Origin of the sequence: Streptomyces sp. NPDC048462, from assembly GCF_043200175.1 — a bacterium.
Classification (GTDB): Bacteria; Actinomycetota; Actinomycetes; order Streptomycetales; family Streptomycetaceae; genus Streptomyces.
Genome location: NZ_JBICXG010000005.1, coordinates 317,766 through 344,257, shown reverse-complemented (window position 1 = coordinate 344,257; position 26,492 = coordinate 317,766). Strand labels below are relative to the sequence as shown.

Annotated in this window: 24 protein-coding genes; 14 read left to right on the top strand and 10 right to left on the bottom strand. The window is 71.5% G+C overall.

Annotated features, from left to right (window positions below; translation table 11 throughout):
- Window positions 1-148: 148 nt before the first annotated feature.
- Entirely contained in the window at window positions 149-505 is a 357-nt protein-coding gene (locus ACGFU6_RS12465) for a HesB/IscA family protein (protein WP_393610210.1), read from the bottom strand.
- Between the two features lie 237 nt (window positions 506-742).
- On the opposite strand from ACGFU6_RS12465, the gene nadA reads away from it, so the two are divergent.
- Entirely contained in the window at window positions 743-1,939 is a 1,197-nt protein-coding gene (gene nadA, locus ACGFU6_RS12460) for a quinolinate synthase NadA (RefSeq protein ID WP_393610208.1), read from the top strand.
- 128 nt (window positions 1,940-2,067) lie between these two features.
- Here the strand turns inward: nadA and ACGFU6_RS12455 are convergent, their stop codons facing one another.
- The gene (locus ACGFU6_RS12455) at window positions 2,068-2,400 is read right to left on the bottom strand and encodes a hypothetical protein (RefSeq protein ID WP_393610206.1); all 333 of its coding nucleotides are present in this window, start codon (window positions 2,398-2,400) and stop codon (window positions 2,068-2,070) included.
- A gap of 135 nt (window positions 2,401-2,535) precedes the next feature.
- On the opposite strand from ACGFU6_RS12455, the gene ACGFU6_RS12450 reads away from it, so the two are divergent.
- Together ACGFU6_RS12450 and ACGFU6_RS12445 are read left to right on the top strand one after the other, a co-directional pair.
- Window positions 2,536-3,363: a Scr1 family TA system antitoxin-like transcriptional regulator gene (locus ACGFU6_RS12450; RefSeq protein ID WP_393610204.1), complete on the top strand. Its 828-nt coding sequence runs from the start codon at window positions 2,536-2,538 to the stop codon at window positions 3,361-3,363.
- On the top strand, window positions 3,360-3,554 hold the full coding sequence (locus ACGFU6_RS12445; protein WP_393610202.1) for a DUF397 domain-containing protein: 195 nt from the start codon (window positions 3,360-3,362) through the stop codon (window positions 3,552-3,554). Before ACGFU6_RS12450 ends, ACGFU6_RS12445 begins: the two co-directional genes overlap by 4 nt.
- A gap of 83 nt (window positions 3,555-3,637) precedes the next feature.
- Here ACGFU6_RS12445 and ACGFU6_RS12440 read toward each other — a convergent pair whose 3' ends face one another.
- The 5 genes from ACGFU6_RS12440 to ACGFU6_RS12420 all read right to left on the bottom strand — a co-directional run bounded on the left by ACGFU6_RS12440 (window position 3,638) and on the right by ACGFU6_RS12420 (window position 10,132).
- Window positions 3,638-6,787, bottom strand: a complete 3,150-nt coding sequence (locus ACGFU6_RS12440) for an efflux RND transporter permease subunit (protein ID WP_393610200.1) — start codon at window positions 6,785-6,787, stop codon at window positions 3,638-3,640.
- Between the two features lie 165 nt (window positions 6,788-6,952).
- Window positions 6,953-7,648, bottom strand: coding sequence for a response regulator (locus tag ACGFU6_RS12435; RefSeq protein ID WP_393610198.1), 696 nt, complete (start codon window positions 7,646-7,648; stop codon window positions 6,953-6,955).
- Complete coding sequence (locus tag ACGFU6_RS12430) at window positions 7,645-8,907, bottom strand: sensor histidine kinase (RefSeq protein WP_393610196.1); 1,263 nt, start codon at window positions 8,905-8,907, stop codon at window positions 7,645-7,647. The genes ACGFU6_RS12435 and ACGFU6_RS12430 overlap by 4 nt, the downstream gene beginning before the upstream one ends.
- Before the next feature lie 151 nt (window positions 8,908-9,058).
- Window positions 9,059-9,337, bottom strand: a complete 279-nt coding sequence (locus tag ACGFU6_RS12425; RefSeq protein WP_123526512.1) for a hypothetical protein — start codon at window positions 9,335-9,337, stop codon at window positions 9,059-9,061.
- 9 nt (window positions 9,338-9,346) lie between these two features.
- The gene (locus ACGFU6_RS12420; RefSeq protein WP_123526511.1) at window positions 9,347-10,132 is read right to left on the bottom strand and encodes a PspA/IM30 family protein; all 786 of its coding nucleotides are present in this window, start codon (window positions 10,130-10,132) and stop codon (window positions 9,347-9,349) included.
- Window positions 10,133-10,451: 319 nt separating this feature from the next.
- On the opposite strand from ACGFU6_RS12420, the gene ACGFU6_RS12415 reads away from it, so the two are divergent.
- The 3 genes from ACGFU6_RS12415 to ACGFU6_RS12405 all read left to right on the top strand — a co-directional run bounded on the left by ACGFU6_RS12415 (window position 10,452) and on the right by ACGFU6_RS12405 (window position 13,082).
- Window positions 10,452-11,051, top strand: coding sequence for a DUF3043 domain-containing protein (locus tag ACGFU6_RS12415; RefSeq protein WP_393610193.1), 600 nt, complete (start codon window positions 10,452-10,454; stop codon window positions 11,049-11,051).
- A gap of 89 nt (window positions 11,052-11,140) precedes the next feature.
- Window positions 11,141-11,893 carry a class I SAM-dependent methyltransferase gene (locus ACGFU6_RS12410; RefSeq protein WP_393610316.1) on the top strand — a complete coding sequence of 251 codons (753 nt, stop codon included), beginning with the start codon at window positions 11,141-11,143 and terminating at the stop codon, window positions 11,891-11,893.
- Between the two features lie 97 nt (window positions 11,894-11,990).
- The gene (locus tag ACGFU6_RS12405; protein ID WP_393610191.1) at window positions 11,991-13,082 is read left to right on the top strand and encodes a S1C family serine protease; all 1,092 of its coding nucleotides are present in this window, start codon (window positions 11,991-11,993) and stop codon (window positions 13,080-13,082) included.
- Window positions 13,083-13,144: 62 nt separating this feature from the next.
- On the opposite strand, the gene ACGFU6_RS12400 is transcribed toward ACGFU6_RS12405, so the two are convergent.
- Window positions 13,145-13,399: a hypothetical protein gene (locus ACGFU6_RS12400; RefSeq protein ID WP_393610189.1), complete on the bottom strand. Its 255-nt coding sequence runs from the start codon at window positions 13,397-13,399 to the stop codon at window positions 13,145-13,147.
- Window positions 13,400-13,527: 128 nt separating this feature from the next.
- Between ACGFU6_RS12400 and ACGFU6_RS12395 the strand changes: the two genes are divergently transcribed.
- The 4 genes from ACGFU6_RS12395 (at window position 13,528) to ACGFU6_RS12380 (ending at window position 18,645) form a co-directional block, all read left to right on the top strand.
- A complete protein-coding gene (locus ACGFU6_RS12395; RefSeq protein ID WP_393610188.1) occupies window positions 13,528-14,730 on the top strand; it encodes a bifunctional adenosylcobinamide kinase/adenosylcobinamide-phosphate guanylyltransferase in 1,203 nt (400 codons plus the stop codon).
- A 152-nt stretch (window positions 14,731-14,882) separates the two neighbouring features.
- Window positions 14,883-16,025: a nicotinate-nucleotide--dimethylbenzimidazole phosphoribosyltransferase gene (cobT, locus tag ACGFU6_RS12390; protein ID WP_393610186.1), complete on the top strand. Its 1,143-nt coding sequence runs from the start codon at window positions 14,883-14,885 to the stop codon at window positions 16,023-16,025.
- Window positions 16,026-16,117: 92 nt separating this feature from the next.
- Window positions 16,118-17,920, top strand: a complete 1,803-nt coding sequence (locus ACGFU6_RS12385) for a phosphatidylglycerol lysyltransferase domain-containing protein (protein ID WP_393610184.1) — start codon at window positions 16,118-16,120, stop codon at window positions 17,918-17,920.
- On the top strand, window positions 17,917-18,645 hold the full coding sequence (locus tag ACGFU6_RS12380; protein ID WP_393610182.1) for a hypothetical protein: 729 nt from the start codon (window positions 17,917-17,919) through the stop codon (window positions 18,643-18,645). Before ACGFU6_RS12385 ends, ACGFU6_RS12380 begins: the two co-directional genes overlap by 4 nt.
- Here the strand turns inward: ACGFU6_RS12380 and ACGFU6_RS12375 are convergent.
- Window positions 18,588-19,349: a hypothetical protein gene (locus ACGFU6_RS12375; RefSeq protein ID WP_393610180.1), complete on the bottom strand. Its 762-nt coding sequence runs from the start codon at window positions 19,347-19,349 to the stop codon at window positions 18,588-18,590. The two genes, ACGFU6_RS12380 and ACGFU6_RS12375, sit on opposite strands and share 58 nt — an antisense overlap.
- Window positions 19,350-19,437: 88 nt before the next feature.
- Between ACGFU6_RS12375 and ACGFU6_RS12370 the strand changes: the two genes are divergently transcribed.
- Window positions 19,438-20,217, top strand: a complete 780-nt coding sequence (locus ACGFU6_RS12370) for an adenosylcobinamide-GDP ribazoletransferase (protein ID WP_393610178.1) — start codon at window positions 19,438-19,440, stop codon at window positions 20,215-20,217.
- A gap of 19 nt (window positions 20,218-20,236) precedes the next feature.
- On the opposite strand, the gene ACGFU6_RS12365 is transcribed toward ACGFU6_RS12370, so the two are convergent.
- A complete protein-coding gene (locus ACGFU6_RS12365) occupies window positions 20,237-21,085 on the bottom strand; it encodes an endo alpha-1,4 polygalactosaminidase (RefSeq protein ID WP_393610177.1) in 849 nt (282 codons plus the stop codon).
- Window positions 21,086-21,353: 268 nt separating this feature from the next.
- Between ACGFU6_RS12365 and ACGFU6_RS12360 the strand changes: the two genes are divergently transcribed.
- From ACGFU6_RS12360 to sucB, 3 genes are all read left to right on the top strand, one after another.
- Window positions 21,354-22,901 carry a leucyl aminopeptidase gene (locus tag ACGFU6_RS12360; protein WP_393610175.1) on the top strand — a complete coding sequence of 516 codons (1,548 nt, stop codon included), beginning with the start codon at window positions 21,354-21,356 and terminating at the stop codon, window positions 22,899-22,901.
- 336 nt (window positions 22,902-23,237) lie between these two features.
- Complete coding sequence (gene lpdA / locus ACGFU6_RS12355) at window positions 23,238-24,626, top strand: dihydrolipoyl dehydrogenase (protein ID WP_393610174.1); 1,389 nt, start codon at window positions 23,238-23,240, stop codon at window positions 24,624-24,626.
- 61 nt (window positions 24,627-24,687) lie between these two features.
- Window positions 24,688-26,454, top strand: a complete 1,767-nt coding sequence (gene sucB, locus ACGFU6_RS12350) for a 2-oxoglutarate dehydrogenase, E2 component, dihydrolipoamide succinyltransferase (RefSeq protein ID WP_393610172.1) — start codon at window positions 24,688-24,690, stop codon at window positions 26,452-26,454.
- The last annotated feature ends 38 nt before the right edge of the window (window positions 26,455-26,492 follow it).

Here is a 26,492-nt window from a genome sequence, read left to right as displayed (position 1 = left end):
CCCCGCCCCCCCCCCCCCCCCCCCCCCCCCCCCCCGCCCCCCCCCCGCCCCGCCCCCCCGGCCCCCCCCCCCCCCCCGGCGCCCCCGGCCCCCCCCCCCCCCCCCCCCCCCCCCCCCCCCCCCCCCGCCGTACCGCTGTGTCTGTCGCCTAGCTGAAGGAGTCTCCGCAGGCGCAGGAGCCCGTGGCGTTCGGGTTGTCGATCGTGAAGCCCTGCTTCTCGATGGTGTCGACGAAGTCGACCGAGGCGCCGCCCAGGTACGGGGCGCTCATCCGGTCGGTGACGACCTTGACGCCGCCGAAGTCCTTCACGACATCGCCGTCGAGCGAACGCTCGTCGAAGAAGAGCTGGTACCGCAGGCCCGAGCAGCCGCCGGGCTGGACGGCGACGCGCAGCGCCAGATCGTCACGGCCTTCCTGCTCCAGCAGGCCCCTGACCTTGTCTGCGGCGGCGTCGGACAGGAGGATGCCGTCGCTCACGGTGGTGGTCTCGTCCGATACGGACATCTGCTTCTCTCCCGGGTTGTACGGAGTCTGCTTGCCGACGTTGCAACCGCCGGAACCGCGGATTCATTCCGGGCCGCGCGCTTGCCTGTTCCATTCATGCTCGCACACCGGACCCGCGAGCGGGTGCGTCACATTGACGCTATCGGCATCGTCAAAGTGACGTGAACCGGATATGATAGATAACGTCAATTCGACGAAAAGGCTCCTCTCAGAGAAGCTCCTCGCAGAGAAGAAAGGGTGCGTGACGTGACCACGGCCCACCCCGTCCAGGAACTCGACGTCCAGCCGTCGCCCCTCGCCCTGCTCCTGCTGGGCCGCGACGCCGACCCCAGGAGCGAGCGCGGCGTCGAATGCCCCGGCGACCTGCCCTCCCCGTCCGACCCTGACCTGGTGGAGCGCGCCCGCGCGGCCAAGGAGAAGCTGGGCGAGAAGGTCTTCGTCCTCGGCCACCACTACCAGCGCGACGAGGTCATCCAGTTCGCGGACGTCACCGGTGACTCCTTCAAGCTGGCGCGCGACGCCGCGGCGCGTCCGGAGGCCGAGTACATCGTCTTCTGCGGTGTGCACTTCATGGCCGAGTCCGCGGACATCCTGACCACCGCCGACCAGAAGGTCGTGCTGCCGGACCTGGCGGCGGGCTGTTCGATGGCCGACATGGCCACCGCCGAACAGGTCGCGGAGTGCTGGGACGTGCTGACCGAGGCCGGCGTCGCCGATCAGGTCGTACCCGTCTCGTACATGAACTCCTCCGCCGACATCAAGGCCTTCACCGGCCGCCACGGCGGCACGATCTGCACCTCGTCGAACGCGAAGCGCGCCCTGGAGTGGGCCTTCGAGCAGGGCCGGCAGGTCCTGTTCCTGCCCGACCAGCACCTGGGCCGCAACACCGCCGTCCGGGACATGGGGATGACCCTGGAGGACTGCGTCCTCTACAACCCGCACAAGCCGAACGGCGGCCTGACCGCCCAGCAGCTGCGCGACGCGAAGATGATCCTGTGGCGCGGACACTGCTCGGTGCACGGCCGCTTCTCGGTCGAGTCGGTCAACGACGTGCGGGCCCGGATACCCGGCGTCAACGTGCTGGTGCACCCGGAGTGCAAGCACGAGGTCGTGGCGGCGGCGGACTACGTCGGCTCGACGGAGTACATCATCAAGGCGCTGGAGGCGGCTCCGGCCGGTTCCAAGTGGGCCATCGGCACCGAGCTGAACCTGGTGCGGCGCCTGGCGAACCGGTTCGCGGCCGAGGACAAGGAGATCGTCTTCCTCGACAAGACGGTCTGCTTCTGCTCGACGATGAACCGGATCGACCTGCCGCACCTGGTGTGGACGCTGGAGTCGCTGGCCGAGGGCAACCTCGTCAACCGGATCGAGGTCGACCCGGAGACCGAGAAGTACGCCAAGCTCGCGCTGGAGCGGATGCTGGCGCTGCCGTAGCGCCGCCACCGGAGCAGGATGGCTCGCGCTGCCGTAGCGCACGCCGCGCAAGGGCCCCGGGGCCGCCTTCGGGTGCTTCCGGGGCCCTGCGGCGCCGATACTCATGGGCGCACCCCTCCCCGCCCCGGTCAGCCCTCCCGCCGGCCGCCACCCTTGCCGTTCGCCAGCCGCCCGCCCCGGCTCTCCGCGATCCGCAGGGTGTCCCCCAGCGACTCAGCGAGCCGGATGCCCGCGAACCGCAGCTCCCGCTCCCCCACCACGGTCTCCGCCAGTACCTCCCGGGCCTCCTCCAGTACGTACTCGGCCGAGGCGATCAGGTCGGATTCGAGTGCGTCGGCCATCCGGGAGACACGACTGTCGGGGTCCGCCGTACTGAGCCAGCACGGCCCGCCCTGCTCGTTGGTCCACGGGAGCAGCCTCATGGCCCGGCCCTGCGCGTCGAACATCAAGTCGATCGCCACCTTCGGAGAAGGCCCTCTGGTGCGCCGCACGAGAGGACGGTTACGGTGTGTGCCGCAATCGTCGCCCTGGGGAACCTCGCTCCAACAGGGCGCCACTGTCCCGGCCTTGGGAACGGGACACACGAAAGGCACACCGTGACGTTCAAACCCCAGGCCCTCACCCCGTATCTGTCCGCCCGCCACTACTTCGGCTCCGAGCAGCGCCGCCACCGTGAGCGGGCGGGGCTGTCGCTCGTACAGCTCGCGGAGATCGTGAACTCCAGCAAGAGCACGCTGGCCCGGATCGAGACGGCCGACCTGATGCCGCCACCGGACATCCCCAGCCGGCTGGACGTCGCCTTCGGGACGGACGACCGTTTCCACGGGCTCTACGAGCTCGCCCGGCGCGAGATCCATCCCGACCAGTACAAGCGGTACATGGACTTCGAGGCCCGGTCCGAGGTGATAGAGCAGTACGGCGCGCAGGTGCTGCCGGGTCTGCTCCAGACCGAGGAGTACGCGCGCACGTTCCTCCGTTGCCAGGAGGACCTGAGCGACGAACAGGTCGAGGAACGCGTCACCGCGCGCATGTCGCGGCAGCATCGGCAGCGCTCGGAGGACCCGCCGTTCCGGTGGGCGATCGTCGACGAGGCCGTGCTGCGACGACAGATGGGCAGCCGGGCCTGCATGCACAAGCAACTGGCCTCGCTGCTGGAGCAGGTGGATACTCCGGACAGTAAAGTTCAGGTGATGCCGTTCGGCGCGGGGCCGCACTCGCTGCTGGGTGGCGCGCTGACTCTGCTGTCGCTGCCCGACGGCACTTCGGTGGCGTACGAGGAGGGCATCCAGGCCGGGCATCTCTACGAGGACCCGGCCGCGGTGAAGAAGTGGCGGAGGCAGTACGAAGTACTCCGCGCCAACGCCCTCCCCCTGGCCGAGTCGGCGGAACTGATCCGGACCGCGATGGAGGGCTACCGACCATGAACCACTCCCCCGAGCTGAGCACCGCCCGCTGGCGCAGCAGCAGCTACAGCAATTCCAACGGGGGCGAATGCGTCGAGATCAGCGACGACTTCCCCGGCGTCGTCCCCGTACGCGACAGCAAGAGTCCCTCCGGACCCGCGCTCGTCGTCGAAGCCGCCGCCTGGGGGGCGTTCGTCTCCTCGCTCAAGTAGCGACGCGCATAGCGGGCGCCGCAGGAAACGGAGAGGGGCCCCGTCCCACGCGGTCGCGTGGGACGGGGCCCCTCTCCTTCTCGTCAGGCCTTCGCGGGCTCGGTCTCCCGGGCCTCGTCGGACTCGGCCTGGGCCGGGACGCCCGCCTTCGCGGCGCGCTTGTCGGCCTTCTTCTTCGCGCGGCGCTCCTTGCGGAGCTCCACCATCGCGTAGAGCGTCGGCACCAGGAGCAGCGTCAGCAGCGTCGAGGTGACCAGACCACCGATGACCACGACGGCCAGCGGCTGCGAGATGAAGCCGCCCTCGCCGGTGACGCCGAGCGCCATCGGGAGGAGGGCGAAGATGGTCGCCAGTGCCGTCATCAGGATCGGGCGCAGCCGGTGACGGCCGCCCTCGATGACCGCCTCGACGACGCCCATGCCCTGCCTGCGGTACTGGTTGATCAGGTCGATCAGCACGATCGCGTTGGTCACCACGATGCCGATCAGCATCAGCATGCCGATCATCGCCGCGACGCCCATCGGGGTGCCGGTGATGAGGAGCAGACCGATCGCGCCGGTGGCGGCGAACGGGATGGAGACCAGCAGGATCAGCGGCTGGATGAGCGACCGGAAGGTGGCGACCAGCAGCATGAAGACGATCGCGACGGCCGCCAGCATGGCCAGGGCCAGCTTGACGAAGGCGTCGTTCTGGTCCTCGGAGACGCCGCCGATGGTGGCGGTGGCACCGTCCGGAAGGTTCAGCGAGTCGACCTTCTTCTGGAGTGCCGTGCTGACGCTGCCGGTGTCGTCACCGACGGGCTTGGCGGTGATCGTCGCGGCGCGCTGACCGTCGATCCGCGTCATGGAGACCGGTCCGGGGACCAGCTTCACGTCCGCGATGGTGCCGAGCTTGACCGGGCCGAGCGGGAGGGCCTTCAGCTCGGCCATCGTGGCGGCCGGGTGGGCGGACTTGATGACGACGTCGCGCTCGGTGTCGTCCATGGTCGCCTTGCCGGAGGGGGTGCCCTTCACGGCGCCGGCGACGGCCGCGCCCAGGGTGGCCTGGCTGAAGCCGGCGTCTGCGGCCTTGGAGTTGGCCGTGACCGAGATCCTCGGGATGCTCTGCGACAGGTCGCTCTGGACGTCGGAGACGTCCTTGAGACCGGCCACCGCCTTGCGTACCTGCTCGGAGGACTTGGCCAGGACGTCCGCGTCGGCGGCCTTGACCACGACGCTGAGGTCCTGGCTGCCGAAGCCGCCCGCCTCCGCGATGGTCGTGTCACCGACGCCGTCGAGCTTGCCGAGGGCCTCGTCGAGGCGCTTCGAGGTGGCGTCGTACTCGGCCGGGTCCTTCAGCGTGACCTGGTAGGTGGCCTGGTTGGCACCCGTGCCGCCGCCGAAGGCCGCCATGAAGCCTGACGAGCCGACGGTGACCTGGTAGGCCTTGACGCTCTTGTCCGCGGCGAGGAGCTTCTCGACCTTCTTGGACGCCTCGTCGGCGGCCGCCAGGCTGGTGCCCGGGGGCAGCTCCTGGTTGATCGAGAGGACTTCCTGCTCGCCCTGGTCGAAGAGGGTGGTCTTCAGCAGCGGAGCCATGCCGAAGGTGCCGATGAGCACGACGACGGCGATGACCACACTGACGATGCGGCGCCGGGTGGCGAAGCCCAGCACCCGGATGTACATCCCCTGGAGCTTGCTGCGGGCTTCCTTCTCCTCGGCCTTGCGGCGGGCCGCCTCCGGGTCCTTGGCGCTGCCCTTGGGTGCGCGCAGGAACCAGAACGAGAGCACCGGGACAACGGTCAGCGAGACCAGCAGGGAGGCCAGCAGGGCGGCGGTGATGGTCAGCGAGAACGAGCCGAACAGCTCACCGACCATGCCCCCGACCAGACCGATCGGCAGGAAGACGGCGACCGTGGTGAGGGTCGAGGCGGTGACCGCGCCGGCCACTTCCTTCACCGCGGCGAGGATCGCCGACTGGCGCTCCTCCCCGTAGCTGAGGTGGCGCTTGATGTTCTCCAGGACGACGATCGAGTCGTCGACGACCCGGCCGATCGCGATGGTCAGCGCGCCCAGGGTGAGCATGTTGAGCGACAGGTCACGGGTCCAGAGCACGATCAGCGCGAGGACCACGGAGAGCGGGATGGAGACCGCGGTGACCAGGGTCGAGCGCAGCGAGGCCAGGAAGACCAGGATCACGATGATCGCGAAGACCAGGCCGAGCGCGCCCTCGGTGGTCAGGCCCGAGATCGCCTTGGAGACCGCGGGGCCCTGGTCGGACACGACGGTCAGCTCGGCGCCGGCGCCGAGGTCCTTGCGCAGGTCGGGGAGCTTGTCCTTGACCGCGTCCGAGATGGCGACGGCGCTGCCGTCCTTGTCCATCGTGGCCATGACGGCGAGGCTCGGCTTGCCGTCGGTACGGGTGATGGAGTCCGCGGTGGCGGGCTCCTGCTTCACCGTCGCGATGTCACCGACCCGGACCGGCTTGCCGGGCTTGCCCGTCGCCGGGTCCTGACCGATGACCCGCAGGTCCTCGATCTGCTTCAGCGAGGTGAAGGCGCCGCCGACCTGGACGGTGCGGCTCTTGCCCGACTCGGAGAAGGAACCGGCCGGGACGGTCGCGCCGCCGGACTGGAGTGCCTGGGAGAGCGAGGCCGCGTTCAGACCGGCTTCCGCGAGCTTCTTGTCGTCGGGGGTGACGGAGATCTGGAGGTCCCGCACACCGTCGACGGACACCTGGCCGACACCGTCGATGTCCTCGAGTGCGGGGACGACGGTGCGGTCCAGCTGGTCGGCGAGGGCCTGCTGGTCCTTGTCCGAGGTGACGGCGAGGACGACGGTCGGGATGTCGTCCGTCGAACCGGCGATGACCTGCGGGTCGACGCTGTCGGGCAGTTGGACGCGGGCCCGGTTCACGGCCTGCTGGATGTCCGCGACGAGCTGCTTGGTGCCCTCGTCGCCGAAGTCGAAGGACGCCATGATGACGGCGTTGCCCTCGCTGGCGGTGGAGGTGACTCCGGTGACGCCGTCGACGGCCTTGATCGAGTTCTCGAGCGGTTCGACGACCTGCTTCTCGACCACATCGGGGGACGCGCCCTGATACGGGGCGAGCACCGACACCATCGGGAGTTCGATGGTGGGCAGCAGCTGCTGCTTGAGCTGCGGGATCGCGATCGCTCCGAACACGAGCGCAACGATCGAGATCAGCCCGATCAGGGCCCTTTGCGCGAGGCTGAATCTGGACAGCCAGGACATGGGTGAGGTCTCTCTTCTGTGGCTTACGCGGCAGGTGGGCGGGTAACTCGGGGACAGACCCGGCCCACCTATTACGATCGCCCACGCCCGGGACCCAAAGCGTCAATCGCAGGTCGCTTTCTTATCCCCCGCATACCGCAGCTGGAGTACGCCGCGGCTGCACCCTCACTCCACCCTGGGGCGCACAAGACCCGATTCGTAGGCGATTACCACCAATTGGGCCCGGTCCCGGGCGCCCAGCTTCGCCATCGCCCTGTTCACATGGGTCTTGACGGTCAGCGGGCTGACCACCAGGCGCCCCGCGATCTCGTCGTTGGAGAGCCCGGCCGCGACCAGGACCAGCACCTCGCGCTCCCGTGTGGTGAGGGCCGCCAGGCGCTCGGAGTACTCCGCCGCGCCCGGCCCCCCGTCGGCCGCACCGCCGCCCTGCGCAAGGAACGTGGCGATCAGCCCCTTGGTCGCGGCAGGCGAGAGCAGCGCCTCACCTCCGGCGGCGATCCGGATGGCGTTGAGGAGCTCCTCCGGCTCCGCCCCCTTGCCCAGGAAGCCCGAGGCTCCGGCCCGCAGCGACTGGACCACGTACTCGTCCACCTCGAAGGTGGTGAGCATGACCACGCGTACGTCCGCGAGGTCCGGGTCGGCGCTGATCATCCGGGTCGCGGTGAGCCCGTCCGTGCCGGGCATCCTGATGTCCATCAGCACCACGTCGGCACGTGTCGAGCGGGCCAGCTCCACCGCCTGCGCGCCGTCCGCGGCCTCACCGACCACCGCCATGTCGGGCTCCGAGTCGACCAGTACCCGGAACGCGCTGCGCAGCAGCGCCTGGTCGTCGGCGAGCAGTACCTTGATGGCCGGTGTCATGCGTTCTCCCCCGTCCGGCCCGCCAGGTCCGGTTGATCCGGCTGCTGCGGGAGGGCCTTGACGGGCAGGATCGCATGGACGCGGAAGCCGCCGCCGTAACGGGGTCCGGCGCTGAGGGTGCCACCCAGGGCCGTGACCCGTTCCCGCATGCCGAGCAGGCCGTGGCCGCCCCCGTCGTCCCTGCCGTCCGGATTTCCGCGGCCGTTGTCGAGCACCATGACCTCGGCGGTGGCCCCGACCCGTACGACACTCACCTCGGCCTTGGCGCCGGGGCCCGCGTGCTTGCGGACGTTCGTCAGCGCCTCCTGGATCACCCGGTACGCGGCCAGGTCCACAGCGGCGGGCATCGGCGGGTTCCCGTCGGCCGCGCAGGCCACCTCTACGGGCAGCCCGGCCTGGCGCACGGCCTTCACCAGCTCGTCCAGGACCGCGAGGCCGGGGGCGGGTTCGGTCGGCGCCTCGGGGTCGCCGGACTGGCGCAGCAGCCCGACGGTGATCCGCAGTTCGTGGAGCGCGGAGCGGCTCGCCTCGCGGACGTGGGCGAGCGCCTGCTTGGCCTGGTCGGGGCGCTTGTCCATGACGTGGGCCGCGACGCCGGCCTGCACGTTGACCAGGGCGATGTGGTGGGCGACGACGTCGTGGAGGTCGCGGGCGATCCGCAGCCGTTCCTCGGCCACTCTGCGCCTGGCCTCCTCCTCGCGGGTCCGCTCGGCCCGTTCGGCGCGCTCCCGGATCGCGTCGACGAAGGCGCGCCTGGAGCGCACCGCGTCCCCGGCGGCGCCGGCCATTCCGGTCCAGGCGAAGACGCCGAAGTTCTCCTGGCTGTACCAGGGCGCAGAGCCGAAGAGCATCGCGGCGGCGGTGAGCGCGGCCATCGTGAGCAGCCCGACCCGCCAGGTGGTGGGGCGGTCGGTGCGGGCGGCGATGGTGTAGAGGGCGATGACCACGCTCATCACCACCGGAGCCGGCGGGTCCACCAGCACCAGCTCGACGACCGTCAGCCCGCCGGTGGCGACGAGCACGGCCATCGGGGCCCGGCGGCGCCACACCAGGGCGAGTGCGCTCAGCACCATCAGCAGCACGCTGCTCGCGGCGGGCGTGCGGGTGCCGAAGGTGGGTCCGTTGTGCGAGCCGGGATCAGCGAACGATCCGATGATCATGGACGCGAGCACGCACACGGCGAGCGCTCCGTCCGGCGCGAGCGGGTGGTCGCGCAGCCAGTGCCGGACGCGCAGCACGCGGGTTCCGAGGGTGGTCACGTCAAGCAACGTTACGGCGTGTCGCGCGGAAATCCGTCCGTCCTGTGCCGAGGAGCGGCGCCGGGATGGCGGGCGTACGCACCGACAGTGCCCCGCGTCCGGCGGACCGGACGCGGGGCACTGTCGGTGCGGGTGCTGGAGCTGCCGGTCGTCAGCCGGGAATCAGACCGTCGTCGCGGAGCATGGCGCGTACCTCTTCGAGGGTCGCCTCGGGTGACGGCAGGATCAGCTCGGACGGCTCCAGGGAGTCGTCCGGCAAGGGCGTGCCGAGTTCGCGCACCCTGGCGAGGAGCGCGTGGAGAGTGGAGCGGAAGCCGGGGCCGTCGCCGCTCTCCATTTCGGCGAGCAGTTCGTTGTCGAGCTCGTTGAGCTCGGCGAGATGGCTGTCGGCCAGGAGTACCTGGCCCTCCCCCATGATCCGTACGATCATGACGCTGCCTTAGTTCTTGTCGAATTTGTTCGGGGACCGGTCCTGCTGCTGTTGCTGGGCGGCATCCTGCGGACCGCCCTCGATGGCCTGCTGCGAGGAGGAGCCGCCGGCCAGTTCGGCCTTCATGCGCTGCAGCTCCAGCTCCACGTCCGAACCACCGGAGATCCGGTCCAGCTCGGCGGTGAGGTCGTCCTTCGCCGTGCCGGTCGGGTCGTCCAGGGCGCCGGAGGCGAGCAGCTCGTCGATCGCACCGGCGCGCGCCTGGAGCTGCTGGGTCTTGTCCTCGGCCCGCTGGATCGCCAGGCCGACATCGCCCATCTCCTCGGAGATGCCCGAGAAGGCCTCCCCGATCCGGGTCTGCGCCTGGGCCGCCGTGTAGGTGGCCTTGATCGTCTCCTTCTTGGTACGGAAGGCGTCGACCTTGGCCTGCAGCCGCTGGGCCGCCAGGGTGAGCTTCTCCTCCTCACCCTGCAGCGTGGTGTGCTGCGTCTCCAGGTCGGTGACCTGCTGCTGGAGGGCTGCCCGGCGCGACAGCGCCTCGCGGGCCAGGTCCTCGCGACCGAGCGCGAGTGCCTTGCGGCCCTGGTCCTCCAGCTTCGAGGTCTGGCCCTGCAGCTGGTTCAGCTGCAGCTCCAGACGCTTGCGCGACGTCGCCACATCGGCGACACCGCGGCGCACCTTCTGAAGCAGCTCCAGCTGCTTCTGGTACGAGTAATCGAGGGTCTCGCGCGGGTCCTCGGCCCTGTCAAGGGCCTTGTTTGCCTTCGCGCGGAAGATCATCCCCATACGCTTCATGACACCGCTCATGGGCTTCGCGCGCCCCCTTCTGACTTAACCGGTCTCCAGCACTCCAACAGAACCCACAGTACGGGCCCTGTCTCTATTACCGCACTGTTCGAGCAAGGATGTGGTCCTCCCCAAGGACGACTGACACCGCCCGGCACTCCGGCGCAGGGAGTAGGTGAAGGTCGGGGAATCCGTTGACGACGGCCGTACCGCCCCGCTGACAACGCCCGAATCGTCCCGCTCGCACACTGCTGGGGACGCAGGCCGTTGCCGGATCGTTCCCGGCCGGCCTGGGGTCGTCGCGATCGACCCCGTACCCTTGGGCCTTGTGTTCCGTAGCCGCTCCAAGGAAGAGAAGGCCCCCACCGGCAAGGTGACGGCGGACCTCTCCAAGACGCCCCGCGACCCGCAGGCCCCCAAAGGTCGCCCCACCCCCAAGCGCAGCGATGCCCAAACGCAGCGCCGTCGTGCCTCCAGTGGAGCGCCGACCGACCGCAAGGAGGCCATGAAGCGCCAGCGCGAGGCGCGCCGCGTGGACATGGCCAAGCAGCGTGAGGCGCTCGCCAGTGGTGACGAGCGCTATCTGCCGGCCCGCGACAAGGGCCCGGTGCGGCGCTTCGTCCGTGACTTCGTGGACTCGCGCTTCTGCATCGCGGAGTTCTTCCTGCCGCTCGCCGTGATCATCCTGATTCTCAGTGTGATCCAGGTGCAGGGCATCCAGAACATCTCGCTGCTGCTCTGGCTCGGCGTCATCGTGCTGATCGTCGTCGACTCGATCGGGCTGACGTTCCGGCTGCGCAAGCAGCTGAACGAGCGCTTCCCCGATACGCCCAAGCGCGGCGCGATCGCCTACGGCCTGATGCGCACGCTCCAGATGCGACGACTGCGGCTGCCCAAGCCGCAGGTCAAGCGCGGAGAGCGGCCCTGAGTACGGATCTCTTCGGCGCGGCCGGCGGTGCGTCCGCCGGCCGGCCGGGTGATGCCGCGTCCGGGTTCTCCGGGGCCGCCTCGGCCTGGCTGGAGGGGCTCGGCGGCCTGCGCAACACCGTGCGCCAGGAGCTGGTCGCCCGGCAGCTGGACGAGCAGATCGCGGCCCGCTTCCCGGTCGGGCAGCGGCTGCGGATCCTGGACGTCGGCACGGGCCAGGGCACTCAGGCGCTGCGCCTGGCGCGGGCCGGCCACACCGTGACCGGGCTCGAGTCCGACGCCGGGATGCTGCGGACCGCCCGTGAGGCGCTCGCGGGCGAGCCCGAGGGGATCCGTGAGCGGGTCCGGCTGATCGAGGGCAACGGCCAGGACACCGGGGTGCACTTCCTGCCCGGCAGCTTCGACGTGGTGCTCTGCCACGGCGTGCTGATGTATGTCCAGGCACCCGACGCCATGGTGGCCGGGCTCGCCCGGATGCTCGCGCCCGGCGGCCTGCTGTCCCTCCTCGTACGGAACGCGGACGCGCTGGCGATGCGGGCCGGGACCGCCGGGGACTGGGACACCGCGCTGGCCTCGTTCGACACCGACCGGTACATCAACCGGCTCGGGGTGTCCGTACGCGCGGACCGGCTCGACGCCCTCACCGCGACGCTCGCCGGGATCGCGGCGCCGCTGCACGCCTGGTACGGGGTGCGTGTCTTCACGGACAACGTGCGCAACGACGTGGCGCTGCCGCCCGCCGCGGAGCTGGAGCGGGTGCTCGCGGCGGAGGACCGGGCGGGCCGGACGGATCCCTACCGCCGGGTGGCGGCCCTGCTGCACCTGTGCGGAGTACGAGGCTGAGGAGCGCCCCGCCCGCGCTCGGGCGGGTGCGCTCGACGAGCCACTGATCGGGTGCGCTCAACGAGCCACCAATGGGGCTAAAAGTGATAATCCGGACATGGATTCCACTCACCCCCGCAGCCGTGCGCGCCGGCTGCTGCTGCCTCTGACCGCGGGTGTCTGTGCGATCGCGCTGGCCGGCGGTTGCTCCGACTCGAACTCGAACTCCTCCGCGCCCGGCGCGACGAAGTCCGGCACGGTCCAGCAGGGCTCGGCCTCCAAGGCCACCGGCGACCTCCAGGCCGAATACCAGTCGGTCATCGAGAACGTGCTGCCCTCGGTGGTGCAGATCGACGCGTCGGACAGCCTGGGCTCCGGCATCGTCTACGACACCAAGGGCCATATCGTCACCAACGCCCACGTCGTCGGCAAGGAGAAGACCTTCAAGGTCAGCTCGGCCACCGGCGAGAAGGTGCTGAGCGCCTCGCTGGTCGCCGCCTACCCCGACCAGGACCTCGCCGTCATCAAGCTCGACAACGTGCCCAAGGGGCTGAAGGCCGCGAAGTTCGGCGACTCGGAGAAGGTCGCGGTGGGGCAGATCGTGCTGGCGATGGGCTCGCCGCTGGGCCTGTCCAGCAGCGTCACCCAGGGCATCGTCTCGGCGCTCGGCCGGACCGTCAGCGAGAGCAGCGCGGGCGGCGGTACCGGGGCCACCATCGCGAACATGGTGCAGACGTCCGCCGCGATCAACCCGGGCAACAGCGGGGGCGCGCTGGTCAACCTGAACAGCGAGGTCGTCGGCATCCCGACGCTGGCGGCGACCGATCCGCAGCTGGGCGGGAGCGCGGCGCCGGGGATCGGGTTCGCGATCCCGGTCTCGATGGTGAAGACGGTCGCGGACCAGATCATCAAGAGCGGCAAGGTCACCGATTCGGGCCGGGCGGCGCTGGACATCACCGGCCGTACGGTCGTGGACAACAGCTACAAGCCGGCCGGGGTCGCGCTCGTCAGCGTCGCGAAGGGCGGCGCGGCCGACAAGGCGGGTCTGCGGGCCGGGGACATCATCACCAAGATCGGGAGCACACCGGTCACCACGATCACCTCCCTGTCGGAGGCACTGGCCTCGGACAAGCCGGGCCAGAAGGTCACCGTGACGTATCAGCGCAGCGAGGCGGAGAAGACCGCGCAGGTCACCCTGGGCGAGATCTGAGAGGCGACGCGCGCGACGGCCGCCGGGCGGGTCCCGAGGGGCGCGCCCGGCGGCCGTCCGGCTCAGCTCTGTTCGGCCTGCTCGGCCGGTTCCGGCTGTTCGGCCGGTTCGGGCTGCTCGGCCTGGAGGCTCATCGGGCCGTAGATCTTCGTCGCGTCGTCGAAGAGCGTCACCTGGGCCGCCCCGCCGTCGAGGAGTTCCTTCCAGTACTCACCGATCCAGGACTCCGCGTCGCCCTGCGTCGTGAATTCCTCCGGCTGCAGGGCCGGCTCCGTCTCCGTGCCGTCGGACTTCTCGAACCGCCACGTCCACGCCATGTCCGCCTCCTGGGTCCATTTGTTCCGTACGGCAGCCTAGTGCTTACGACCAGCGCGGGAAGGGGTCCCGGCACCTCCGGCCACCCCCACGTCGCGCACCCCGTGCGGGTACGCGGGAGGATCGGACCGTGGAACTGACTCTGCTCGGCACCGGAGCCCCCGACGGGCTGCCGCGGCCCGAATGCCCCTGCGCCGCCTGCGCCACCGCCCGGGGGACGCGCAGCCGGGCCGCGACCGCCCTGCTGGTCGACGACGCGCTGCTGCTCGACCTGACCCCCGGGGCGGTGTTCGCCGCCGCCCGCGCGGGGCACTCGCTCACCGGCGTACGCCAGGTGCTGCTCACCCATCCGCACGACGGCCCCGCCGTCGAGCTGCCCGCCGGGCTGCCCGCGGCGGGCCGGGTGCCGGACGGGCAGGTGCTGACCCTGATCAGCGGACACCGGGTGCGGGCCGTGCCGATGGACGCGCCGGGTACCGGGTACGAGGTCACGGCGCCGGAGGGCGAACGGCTGCTGTACCTGCCGCCGGGCGCCGCCCCCGCCGGTCTCGCCGACCGGATGGCGGAGCCGTACGACCTGGTGGCCTGCGATGTCGTGGGGCGCCCCGACGCGGTGGCCCGGCTGCGGGCCGTCGCCGCGATCGGACCGGCCACCGAGTTGATCGCCGTCCATCTGGACCATGACGCGCCGTCCGGCCCCGAGCTCGACCGCAGGCTGGCCGCCGCCGGGGCGCGGGCCGTGCCCGACGGGACGACGCTCCCGGTCGGCGGCTACCGCGCCGCGCCGGACGTCCCCCGGCGCACCCTGATCACCGGCGGCGCCCGGTCCGGGAAGTCGGTCGAGGCCGAGCGGCGCCTGGAGACGTATCCGGAGGTCGTGTACGTGGCGACCGGCGGCTCCCGTGACGGCGACACGGAGTGGGCGGAGCGGATCGGGCTGCACCGGGAGCGCAGACCGGCGGCCTGGCGCACCGAGGAGACCTGCGAGCTGGCGGAGCTGCTGGCCTCGGACGGGCCCCCTGTGCTGATCGACTGCCTCTCGCTCTGGCTGACGGACGCGATGGACCGGGTGGACGCCTGGGACGACGCGGCGTGGGCGGGCGGCGGGCGCAGCACGCTGCGCAAGCGGACGGCCGAGCTCGTGGCCGCCGTCCGGGGGACGCGGCGCACCGTCGTCGCGGTCACCAACGAGACCGGTTCCGGGGTGGTGCCCGCGTCGGCCGCTGGGCGGCGCTTCAGGGACGAGCTCGGCCGGCTGAACGCGGCGGTGGCCGCCGAGTGCGAGCAGGTGCTGCTGGTGGTGGCGGGGCAGCCGCTGACCCTGCGCGGCTGAGGACCCGGCCGGCGACAGGGGCGGCGCACCGGCAGGGGCCCGGAAATCGCGGCGGGTACTGTTCCGCAGTGGGAGGTCACCCGGCATGCTCTGAGGGGCTGTCGCCGGGCTCCCCGGCCCACACGACGTATCGACCCGCGAGGCAGACCCCCGTGAATCTGGACGACTTCTCCGACCTGATCGAACGCCCCGACGGGGGCGTACGGCGAGACGCCGAGGAGCGCCGGGAGCGCTTCGCGGTGCCGCCGGGCGCCCTCGGCCGCCTCGACGAGCTGGGCGAATGGCTCTCGGCCGCCCAGCAGGCCGTGCCGGTCAGGCCGATCGGGCAGCCACGTGTGGTGCTGTTCGCCGGTGATCACGGGGTGGCGGCGCTGGACGTCTCCGGCCGGGCGGCCGGCAGCGCGCACGAGCTGGTGCGGGCCACGCTCGACGGTGCCACGTCCGGCGCCGTGCTGGCCCGCCGGTTCTCCGTACCGGTGCGGATCGTCGACGCCGGCCTGGACTGCGACCCGGAGCTGCTGCCGGAGCACGTGGTGCGGACCCGGGTGCGGCGGGGCAGCGGCCGGATCGACATCGAGGACGCGCTGACGGCCGAGGAGGCCGAGCAGGCGGTGCGCCTCGGTATGGCGATCGCCGACGAGGAGGCCGACTCGGGCACGGACCTGGTGGTCCTCGGCGATCTGAGCGTGGGCGGCACGACGGCCGCGGCCACCCTGATCGCGGCGCTGTGCGGCACGGACGCCTCGGTGGTCACCGGGCGCGGCGGCGCGGGCATCGACGACCTGGCCTGGATGCGCAAGTGCGCGGCGATCCGGGACGCGCTGCGCCGGGCCCGGCCGGTCCTGGGCGACCAGCTGGAGCTGCTGGCCACGGTGGGCGGTGCGGACCTGGCGGCGATGACCGGCTTCCTGCTGCAGTGCGCGGTGCGCCGGCTGCCGGTGATCCTGGACGGCGTGGTCGCGGCGGCCGCGGCGCTGGTCGGCCAGCGGGCCGCGTTCCGGGCGCCGGACTGGTGGCTGGCGGGTCACGTCAGCGGGGAGCCGGCACAGGCGAAGGCGCTGGACCGGATGGCGCTCAACCCGGTGCTCGACCACGGCGTCATGGTCGGGGAAGGAAGCGGGGCATTGCTCGCACTTCCGTTCGTGCAGGCCGCCGCCGCACTGGCGGCGGAACTGCCCGAACGCGCACCGGCCGCCGACGAGGACGACGAGAAGGAAGAGCTGGGGGACGGGGACGACGACGGGAAGGCGGCCGTCGGCGAAGGGGCCAACGAGAGCGAACCGGCCGGGAACTGACGGGAAGCAGCGGGCCGGCCCGGCTGCGGCCGCCGGACACCGGCCGCGAGGTGGCCCCTTATGAAGTGCGATGCCCCATATGATCGCTTTTCATGGGAGAGGTCAGATTGGCCAGCGAGGAATCCGGGCGGGGCGCCGTTCCGGCACAGAGCACGGTCCGGTCACGACGCAGCGCGGCCTTCGCCATCTGGTACCTGCGCGTCGTGTCGTTCATCAACTTCCTGAGCGCCGCCTGGGTCACCTTCGGACAGGACCTCCGGCGCCACAACACCGAGAACTACTTCACGCCCTACCTGCTCACCGCGGGCTTCTCGTCCGGGGTGGTGGCGCTCTTCCTCGCGGTCACCATGCGGCGGCGCAAACGCGCCGCGTGGATCGTCAACATGGTGCTGAGCGGGCTCACGCTGCTGCTCTTCGCCGCGGTGATCGGCTTCCCGGAGATCCGCCGGTACCCGCAGAACTGGATCTCGCTGGCCCTGACCGCCTCCTTCGTCCTCGCGCTGGCCCTCGGCCGGCGCGAGTTCTACGCCAAGGGCGACCGGTCCAATCCGAAGCTGGCCGCGCTGGTCGCGGTCGTCGGCCTGCTGGTCACCTCGCTCATCGCGGCGGCCCTGGTAGCCGCCGCCAACACCGCGCACGACGAGTCCCGTTCGACGTTCCTGGACCGCTGGCGCTACGGGGCGCTGCGGCTGGTGTCCGTCGCGGACAACGACGCCCGGTTCCCCGGCATCATCACGCCCGGCTGGGTCAACGTCGTGATCAACATCATGTCCACGCTGCTGCTGATCGCCGTCGTCTACGCCGCCTTCCGCTCCCGCCGGGCCGTCGACCCGATCAGCCCGCAGGACGAGGAGGCGCTGCGCGTCCTGCTCGGCAAGCACGGCGACCGGGACTCGCTCGGGTACTTCGCGCTGCGCCGCGAGAAGAGCGTCATCTGGTCCCCGACCGGGAAGGCGGCCGTCACCTACCGGGTCGTCGGCGGGGTCTCGCTGGCCTCCGGTGACCCGATCGGCGATCCGGAGGCCTGGCCCGGGGCGATCGGCCCCTGGCTGGCCGAGGCCCGCGAGCACGGCTGGACCCCGGCCGCGATGGGCGTGAGCGAGGAGGGCGGCACCGTCTACGCCCGGCACGGGCTGGACGCCCTGGAGCTCGGGGACGAAGCGATCGTGGAGACCGCCGAGTTCACCCTGGAGGGCCGGGCGATGCGCACCGTCCGCCAGGCCTACAACCGGGTCGGGCGGGCCGGTTACGACGTGACGGTGCGCCGCCACGAGGAGATCCCCGAGGCCGAGATGGCCGAGCTGGTGCGCCGGGCCGACGACTGGCGCGACGGGGCCACCGAACGCGGCTTCTCGATGGCGCTGGGCCGGCTCGGCGACCCGGCCGACGGCCACTGCGTGATGCTCGAATGCCGCGACGCGGCCCCCGAGGAGGGCGGGCGGGGCGAGCTGCGTGCCGTCCTGAGCTTCGTCCCCTGGGGCCCGAACGGCCTCTCGCTGGACCTGATGCGCCGTGACCGGGACGCCGAGAACGGCCTGATGGAGTTCATGGTCATCGAACTCCTGCAGCGGGCCGAGGAGATCGGCGTCACCCAGGTCTCGCTGAACTTCGCGATGTTCCGCTCGGTCTTCGAACGGGGCTCGCGGCTGGGCGCCGGCCCGGTGCTCAGACTCTGGCGGTCCCTGCTCAGCTTCTTCTCGCGCTGGTGGCAGATCGAATCGCTCTACCGCGCCAACGCCAAGTACCGGCCGATCTGGGAACCGCGCTTCATGCTGTTCGAGAAGAGTTCCGACCTGCTGCGCATCGGCATCGCGGCGGGACGCGCCGAAGGGTTCCTGGAGGCGCCCGGTCTGCCCAAGTGGCTGCACCGCTCGCACCTCGGACCGCGTGGATGAGACCCGTGCGCGCGCTGGGCCGGGCGGCCCGCCGGGAGTGGGGCCCGCTGTGGGCGACCGTACGGGCGGCACTCGCCGCCGACCGGCTGCGGGCCGTACCGATGACGCTGACGGCGGTCGGTCTGACCGCGCTGCTCCAGGTGGTGCAGAACCGGCCCTGGGGCTTCGGCCCGGTGCAGACGCTCGGTTCGGTGCGGGCCGAGGATCCGCTCCGGGTGGCTCTGCCGCGTACCCCGCTGTCGCTGTTCGTGCCCGCGCTCGACCTGCCGGTCTGGGGTGCGCTGGCGCAGTTGCTGCTGGTGTTCGGGATCGCCGAGATCTGCCTGGGCCGGTGGCGGACGCTGCTGATCGCGTACGTCGCGACGCTGGCGGGGACGCTGTACGCGCGGATCGGGGTCGCGGCCGGCCCCGACGGGTTCCTCGGGCTGCCCGCCTCCGACGCCCTGGTCGTGGACACCGGCCCCTCGGCGGCCGTGGTCGCCCTCGCGGTCTACCTCTGCCACATCCACCGCGCCCGGTTCACCGGAGCGGTGGTGATCGCGGCGATGGTGGCCGAGGTGGCCGTCAAGGACAACCTGGCGGGCAAGGAGCATCTGGCGGCCATCGCGGCGGCCCTCGTCCTGTGCGCGGTCTCGGGCCGCCGGGACCGGCGCAGGCTGCGCCGCCGTCAGGGTTTGGGCGTGGGCGCCGGGACCCGGTCGGGCGCGCCGCCGATCAGATCCTGAAACCTGCGGCGCGGGCCGGCCCAGCGGACGTCGTGGTGGTAGGCGCGCAACACCGCACGGGAGCGGGCCCGGTGCCGGTTGCGGTAGAACCGCTTCGCCCACGTCGAGGTGGGCCGGGCGAGGCGGATCGCCCCGATGAGGGCGACGAACGGGACGAGAGTGCCCACCACCGCCATCCGCGCCTTGCCCTTGAACAGCGCGATCAGCACGAAGCAGAAGTTGATGACGACCGTGAGGACGGCGCTGAGGCGGCCCTGCTGCTGATCGTCGCTCAGGTCATCCACGCCGAGCGGCGAGAACCCGCCCAGCACGAGCAGCACCAGAGCCGCGGTGAGGACCACGACCTCCACGCTCTGGCGGCCCTCCTCGGTCCAGTACACGTCGTCCAGGTGCAGGATCAGCGCGAACTCGTCCAGCACCAGCCCCGCGCCCATGCCGAACACCACCGCGCAGATCCCGGCGGTGACACCGTGCCGGTCGCTGGCGACCGCGCCGAAGCCGCCGACCACGCTCAGCACCACCCCGGGCACCACGTGGTGGACATGGACCCCGCCGGGAGTGAAGTTGCCGAACGGGCCCTTCCCGGCCCGGATCATCCGGGTGATGACCCGGGTGATCCCGAAGGTCAGCACGAAGGAGGCCAGTGCCAGGAGCAGGGGCAGCTTCCCCGGCTCGACGACGTTCTGATCGAACCAGTGACCCATGCCACCCACTCCCGATAAATCGCTTCCGCCCCGCTTCATGACGTTTTGGACAATCTATCGGCCGCGCCCACCGATTAGCCTGCGCGCCGTGACCTCCCTGAACAGCCACGGCATACGTTTCGCCTTCGGCACCCTCACCGTCATCCCCGTCCGCGTCACCCGCTGGGACCGCGAGGCGGCGCGGGCCGGGATGCTGTGCGCCCCGCTGGCCGGTCTGGCCGTGGGGATCCTCGCGGCGGTGCCGGGCAGCCTGCTGCTGCTGTGCGGCTCGGGGCCGCTGCTCGCCGCCGTGGCCTGCGCGGCGGTGCCGGCCGCCCTCACAAGGGGGCTGCACCTGGACGGTCTCGCGGACACCGCCGACGGCCTCGGCAGCGGGAAACCGGCCGAGGACGCACTGCGGATCATGAAGCAGTCCGACATTGGGCCGTTCGGTGTGATCACCCTGCTGTTCGTGCTCCTCGCCCAGGTGGCGGTCCTTCAGCAGCTGTACGCGCAGAGCTGGGTACGGGGCGCGGCGGCGGCCGTCGTGGCCGGCGTCGTCGCCCGGCTCGCCCTCACCCTGGCCTCCCGCCGCGGGGTCCCGGCGGCCCGCCCGGAGGGGCTGGGCGCCGCGGTGGCCGGCACGGTCCCGGTCCGGGGCGCGGTGGCGGCCGCCCTCGTGACGGTGGCGGCGTGCGCGGCCTTGGGAGCGCCGTTCGGCGGGTACGGGGCGCTGCGGTACGCCCTGGCGGCCCTGGCCGCTCTCGCGGTCGCCCAGCTGCTCCTGCGGCACTGCGTGCGGCGGTTCGGCGGGGTGACCGGCGATGTGTTCGGGGCGCTGGCAGAGACGGCGGCGACCGTGACGCTGGTGGGGCTGGCCCTTGGCTGAGCGGGGAGCCGCCGCCCGGTCAGGCCCCGGCCGCCGGGCACCCCTGGCGCCAGACGCCGAGCTCGTACTTCTTGAGCAGCGAGCTCAGCCCCAGCCGCCGGGAGTCCGAGCAGAACTTCGCCACGGGCAGCTCGTACTCCACGTGGAAGACCGCCTTGCCCGCCTTCACGAACGGGGTGAGCTCCTCGCACTCCTCGTACTGGGCGCACTGCTCGTTCACCGCGAAGTCGAAGTCCCCCACCAGCTGGGGAATCTGCGGGAGGTCGTTCTTCAGGCCGACGGCGAGGCCGTGGCTGTGGGCGGTGCGGGCGACGATCCGGTTGTAGCGCAGCTGGTCGGCGGCGGTGAGCGGGAAGCCGGACCGGTTGCGGTAGCCGTCCATGTTGTCGGGTTCCACCGCGTCGAAGCCCTTCTTCGCGCACATCGCGATCCGGGTCTCCATCAGCGGCTCCAGCACGTCGGTGCGGCGGATGTCGAGCCACCGCTCCCCCGCCCAGCCGTTGCTCCTGCCGAGGACCGCCGCCGGGAAGTCGTCCGCGTCCGGGCGGAACTCCTCCCAGGCGCCGGTGGAGAGGTAGCAGATCACCTTGCGCCCCTTGCGGTGCAGGCCGGCCACCTGGTCCGCGTCGTGGTCGAAGCCGTCGATGTCGTACACCGGGACGTCCACGGTGGTGTCCAGCCGGCCGGACAGCTGCCACTGCCAGTCGGTGCCCGGTTCGGGCTGCCAGCGGTCCCCGGCGGACGGGGCGGCGGCCCCGGCGGATTCCGGCGCCGAGGTGCAGCCGGCCAGCACCGCCAGCAGAATCAGTACGGCGACCGGCAGCACCGCCGGCCCTCCGGTCACTCTTGCGGCCAGCCGCTCGCGCATCGTTCTCCCTGCTCACCGGCGCGCCGCCAACACCGCTCCGGTCACGCCCCGTTCCCCCCGGGAAGATCGTCCCGGCAGGACAACCGTACGACTCCCCGGACGCATACCCGCCCCGCCGCCGTGATCCGGCACCAAGGGCGCGCGTAGGCTCATTCCCGGCACATTGCGGCGACGCCTACGATGCGCCCGGCACGGTCGGCCACCCCCTCGACCAGCACAGGCCAACACAGACCGGCTCAGAACTCTACGGAAGCGAGATTTCACCACCGTGACTGCTCTCACTCTCAGCACCTCCGGTGCGGCGACGCTGCGCGCCGACGCACTCGTCGTCGGCGTCGCCAAGGGCGCCGGATCCAAGTCTGGCGACCTGGTCCTCGCACCGGGCGCCGAGGCCGTGGACAAGGCGTTCGGCGGAAAGCTCGCCGCTGTCCTGGAGACCCTGGGCGCCACTGGTGCCGAGGGCGAGCTGACCAAGCTCCCCGCGCCCGACGGCCTGAAGGTCCCGGTCGTCATCGCGGCCGGACTCGGCCCGGCCCCGGAGAAGGACGGCGCCTACGACGCCGAGGCGCTGCGCCGGGCCGCGGGCTCCGCCGCCCGCTCGCTCGCCGGCTCGAAGAAGGCCGGTTTCGCGCTGCCCGTCGGTTCCGTCGAGGACGCCGAGGCCGTCGCGGAGGGCGCCCTGCTGGGCGCGTACGCCTTCACCGCCTACCAGCGCGGCGAGAACAAGCTGGCCTCCAAGGCCTCCGGTGGCGCGAAGCAGCCGCTCGCCGAGGTGGCCGTGCTCGGCGCCAAGCCCCGCGACAAGGCGTTCAAGGCCGCCGCGGAGCGCGCCGTCGCCCTGGTCGAGGAGATCAACCGCGCCCGCGACCTGATCAACACCCCGCCGAACGACCTGTACCCCGAGTCCTTCGCCGCAGTGGCCACCGCCGCCGGCAAGGAGCACGGCATCAAGGTGCAGGTGCTCGACGAGAAGGCCCTCGTCAAGGGCGGCTACGGCGGCCTGCTCGGCGTCGGCCAGGGCGCGGCCCGCGGCCCGCGCCTGGTGAAGCTCGCCTACACGCACCCCAAGGCGGAGAAGACCCTGGCCCTTGTGGGCAAGGGCATCACCTACGACTCGGGCGGCATCTCGCTGAAGCCGGCCGGCCACAACGAGACGATGAAGTGCGACATGGCCGGCGCCGCCGCCGTGTTCGCCTCCGTCGTCACCGCCGCCCGTCTGGGGCTGCGCGTCAACGTCACCGGCTGGCTGGCGCTGGCCGAGAACATGCCGTCGGGCACCGCCACCCGCCCCGGTGACGTGCTGAACATGTACAGCGGCAAGACCGTCGAGGTCCTCAACACGGACGCCGAGGGCCGCCTCGTCCTGGCCGACGCGCTGACCCGCGCCTCCGAGGAGAAGCCGGACGCGATCGTCGACGTGGCGACCCTGACCGGCGCGATGGTGCTGGCCCTGGGCAACCGCACGTTCGGCATCATGGCCAACGACGACGCCTTCCGCACCTCGATCCACGAGATCGCCGACGAGGTCGGTGAGGCCTCCTGGCCGATGCCGCTCCCCGCCGACCTGCGCAAGGGCATGGACTCTCCGACCGCCGACATCGCCAACATGGGCGAGCGGATGGGCGGCGGACTGGTGGCCGGTCTGTTCCTGAAGGAGTTCGTGGGCGAGGGCATCGCCTGGGCGCACCTGGACATCGCGGGCCCCGCCTTCCACGAGGGCGCCCCGTACGGCTACACGCCCAAGGGCGGCACCGGATCCGCGGTCCGCACCCTGGTCAAGCTGGCCGAGCGCACCGCGGCCGGAGACCTGGGCTGAGGTCGTGAGCTGCTGGACGGCCCCGGGCATACGTCCGGGGCCGTCCGTGTTCCACCCACGGCACCGCGGCCGGGTCCGGGCAGGTTTCGCTCTCGACGAAACCCGACGAAATCAGCCCCTCCCACGCAGCGGTGACCCGCTGGGACGGACGATCGTCCGTCCCAGACCCGGGCCCCGCGTCCCGCCCACCGTCAACAAGTGCGAAGATGGGTTCTCGGCAGGACAGGGCCCCCACCACAGGGCCGAATGACAAAAGCGGCCGCACACCAGCCGACCGGCCGGTCACACCCCGATGACGGGGCCCGGCGTACGGCGCACATGCATGGAGGACGTGACGTGGCGAACGACGCCAGCACCGTTTTCGACCTAGTGATCCTCGGCGGTGGCAGTGGCGGTTACGCCGCGGCCCTGCGCGGAGCGCAGCTGGGCCTGGACGTCGCTCTGATCGAGAAGGGCAAGGTCGGCGGCACCTGCCTGCACAACGGCTGTATCCCCACGAAGGCCCTGCTGCACGCCGGTGAGATCGCGGACCAGGCGCGCGAGGCCGACCAGTTCGGTGTCAAGGCCACCTTCGAGGGCATCGACATGGAGGCCGTCCACAAGTACAAGGACGACGTGATCTCGGGCCTGTACAAGGGTCTGCAGGGTCTCATCGCCTCCCGCAAGGTGCACTACATCGAGGGTGAGGGACGGCTCTCCTCCCCCACCTCGGTGGATGTGAACGGCCAGCGCATCCAGGGCCGCCACGTGCTCCTGGCGACCGGCTCCGTGCCGAAGTCGCTGCCGGGCCTGGAGATCGACGGCAACCGCGTCATCTCCTCGGACCACGCGCTGAAGCTGGACCGGGTGCCGAAGTCCGCGATCGTGCTGGGCGGCGGCGTCATCGGCGTCGAGTTCGCCTCGGCGTGGAAGTCCTTCGGCACCGACGTCACCATCGTCGAGGGCCTGAAGCACCTGGTCCCGGTCGAGGACGAGAACAGCTCGAAGCTTCTTGAGCGCGCGTTCCGCAAGCGCGGTATCAAGTTCAACCTGGGCACGTTCTTCCAGGGTGTCGAGTACACCCAGGACGGCGTCCGGGTGACCCTCGCCGACGGCAAGACCTTCGACGCCGAGGTGCTGCTGGTCGCCATCGGCCGCGGCCCCGTCTCGCAGGGCCTCGGGTACGAGGAGGCCGGTGTCGCGATGGACCGCGGCTACGTCGTCGTCGACGAGTACATGCGGACGAACGTCGAGACCGTCTCCGCCGTGGGCGACCTGGTCCCGACGCTCCAGCTCGCGCACGTCGGCTTCGCCGAGGGCATCCTCGTCGCGGAGCGGCTGGCCGGTCTGAAGACCGTCCCGATCGACTACGACGGTGTCCCGAAGGTGACGTACTGCCACCCCGAGGTCGCCTCCGTCGGCATCACCGAGGCCAAGGCCAAGGAGCTCTACGGAGCGGACAAGGTCGTCGCCCTCAAGTACAACCTCGCGGGCAACGGCAAGAGCAAGATCCTCAAGACCGCGGGCGAGATCAAGCTCGTCCAGGTCAAGGACGGTGCCGTGGTCGGCGTCCACATGGTCGGTGACCGTATGGGCGAGCAGGTCGGCGAAGCCCAGCTGATCTACAACTGGGAGGCGCTGCCGGCCGAGGTCGCGCAGCTCATCCACGCGCACCCCACGCAGAACGAGGCGATGGGCGAGGCCCACCTGGCCCTCGCCGGCAAGCCCCTGCACTCCCACGACTGATCCAGTCGACCGGGCGCGACGACCGACCACTTCCGCATTTTCGTAAGGAGCAACTGAAACCATGTCGGTTTCCGTAACCCTTCCGGCGCTCGGCGAGAGCGTCACCGAGGGCACTGTCACCCGTTGGCTGAAGGCCGAGGGCGAGCGCGTCGAGGCCGACGAGCCGCTGCTCGAGGTATCGACCGACAAGGTCGACACCGAGATCCCGGCTCCCGCCGCCGGCATCCTGGCCTCCATCAAGGTCGCCGAGGACGAGACCGTCGAGGTCGGCGCCGAGCTGGCCATCATCGACGACGGCACCGGCGCGCCGGCCGCCGAGGCGGCTCCGGCAGCCGAGCCCGAGGCCGCCCCGGCCCCGGCTCCGGCAGCCGAGGCCCCCGCAGCCGAGGCCCCCGCCGAGGCTCCGGCCGCCGCACCCGCCGGTGGTGCCTCCGGCACCGACGTCACCCTTCCGGCGCTCGGCGAGAGCGTCACCGAGGGCACCGTCACCCGCTGGCTGAAGGAGGTCGGCGAGGAGGTCACGGAGGACGAGCCCCTCCTCGAGGTCTCCACGGACAAGGTCGACACCGAGATCCCGGCCCCGGTTTCCGGTGTGCTGCTGGAGATCGTCGTCGCCGAGGACGAGACCGCCGAGGTCGGCGCCAAGCTCGCCGTCATCGGTGCCCCCGGCGCCGCTCCGGCCGCTGCTCCGGCTCCGGCCGCAGCCGCCCCTGCGCCCGCCGCTCCGGCTGCCCCGGCAGCTCCCGCCCCGGCTCCGGCCGCCCCGGCTCCGGCTCCGGCGGCTCCCGCGGCCCCGGCCGCAGCTCCGGCCCCGGCCGCTCCGGCGCCCGCCGCCGCAGCTCCGGCTCCGGCTCCGGTCACCCCGGCGGCTCCGGCCGCTCCGGCCGCGACCTCCGGTGACGACGGCGCGTACGTCACGCCGCTGGTCCGCAAGCTCGCCGCCGAGAACGGCGTCGACCTGGGCGCGGTCAAGGGCACCGGCGTCGGTGGCCGTATCCGCAAGCAGGACGTCGTCGCCGCTGCGGAGGCCGCCAAGGCCGCCGCCGCTCCGGCTCCCGCCGCCGCTGCCCCGGCAGCGTCCAAGGCGCCGAAGCTGGAGGCCTCCCCGCTGCGCGGTCAGACGGTCAAGATGACCCGCATGCGCAAGGTCATCGGCGAGAACATGATGAAGGCGCTGCACTCGCAGGCTCAGCTGACGACGGTCGTCGAGGTCGACGTCACCAAGCTGATGAAGCTGCGCAACAAGGCGAAGGACGCCTTCGCGGCCCGTGAGGGCGTCAAGCTCTCCCCGATGCCGTTCTACGTCAAGGCCGCCGCCCAGGCGCTGAAGGCCCACCCGGTCGTCAACGCCCGGATCAACGAGGACGAAGGCACGATCACGTACTTCGACTCGGAGAACATCGGCATCGCCGTGGACGCCGAGAAGGGTCTGATGACCCCGGTCATCAAGGGTGCGGGCGACCTCAACATCGCCGGTATCTCGAAGAAGACCGCCGAGCTGGCCGGCAAGGCCCGCGGTGGCGGCCTGACGCCGGACGACATGTCCGGTGCCACCTTCACCATCAGCAACACCGGCTCGCGCGGTGCGCTGTTCGACACCGTCATCGTGCCGCCGAACCAGGCAGCCATCCTGGGCATCGGCGCCACCGTCAAGCGCCCGGCGGTCATCGAGACCGAGGAGGGCACCGTCATCGGTGTCCGCGACATGACGTACCTCGCGCTCTCCTACGACCACCGTCTGGTGGACGGCGCGGACGCCGCCCGCTACCTGACCGCGGTCAAGGCGATCCTGGAGGCCGGTGAGTTCGAGGTCGAGCTCGGCCTCTGAGCACCACGGTTGTAACCAGCCTCACCAGCGGCGCCCCC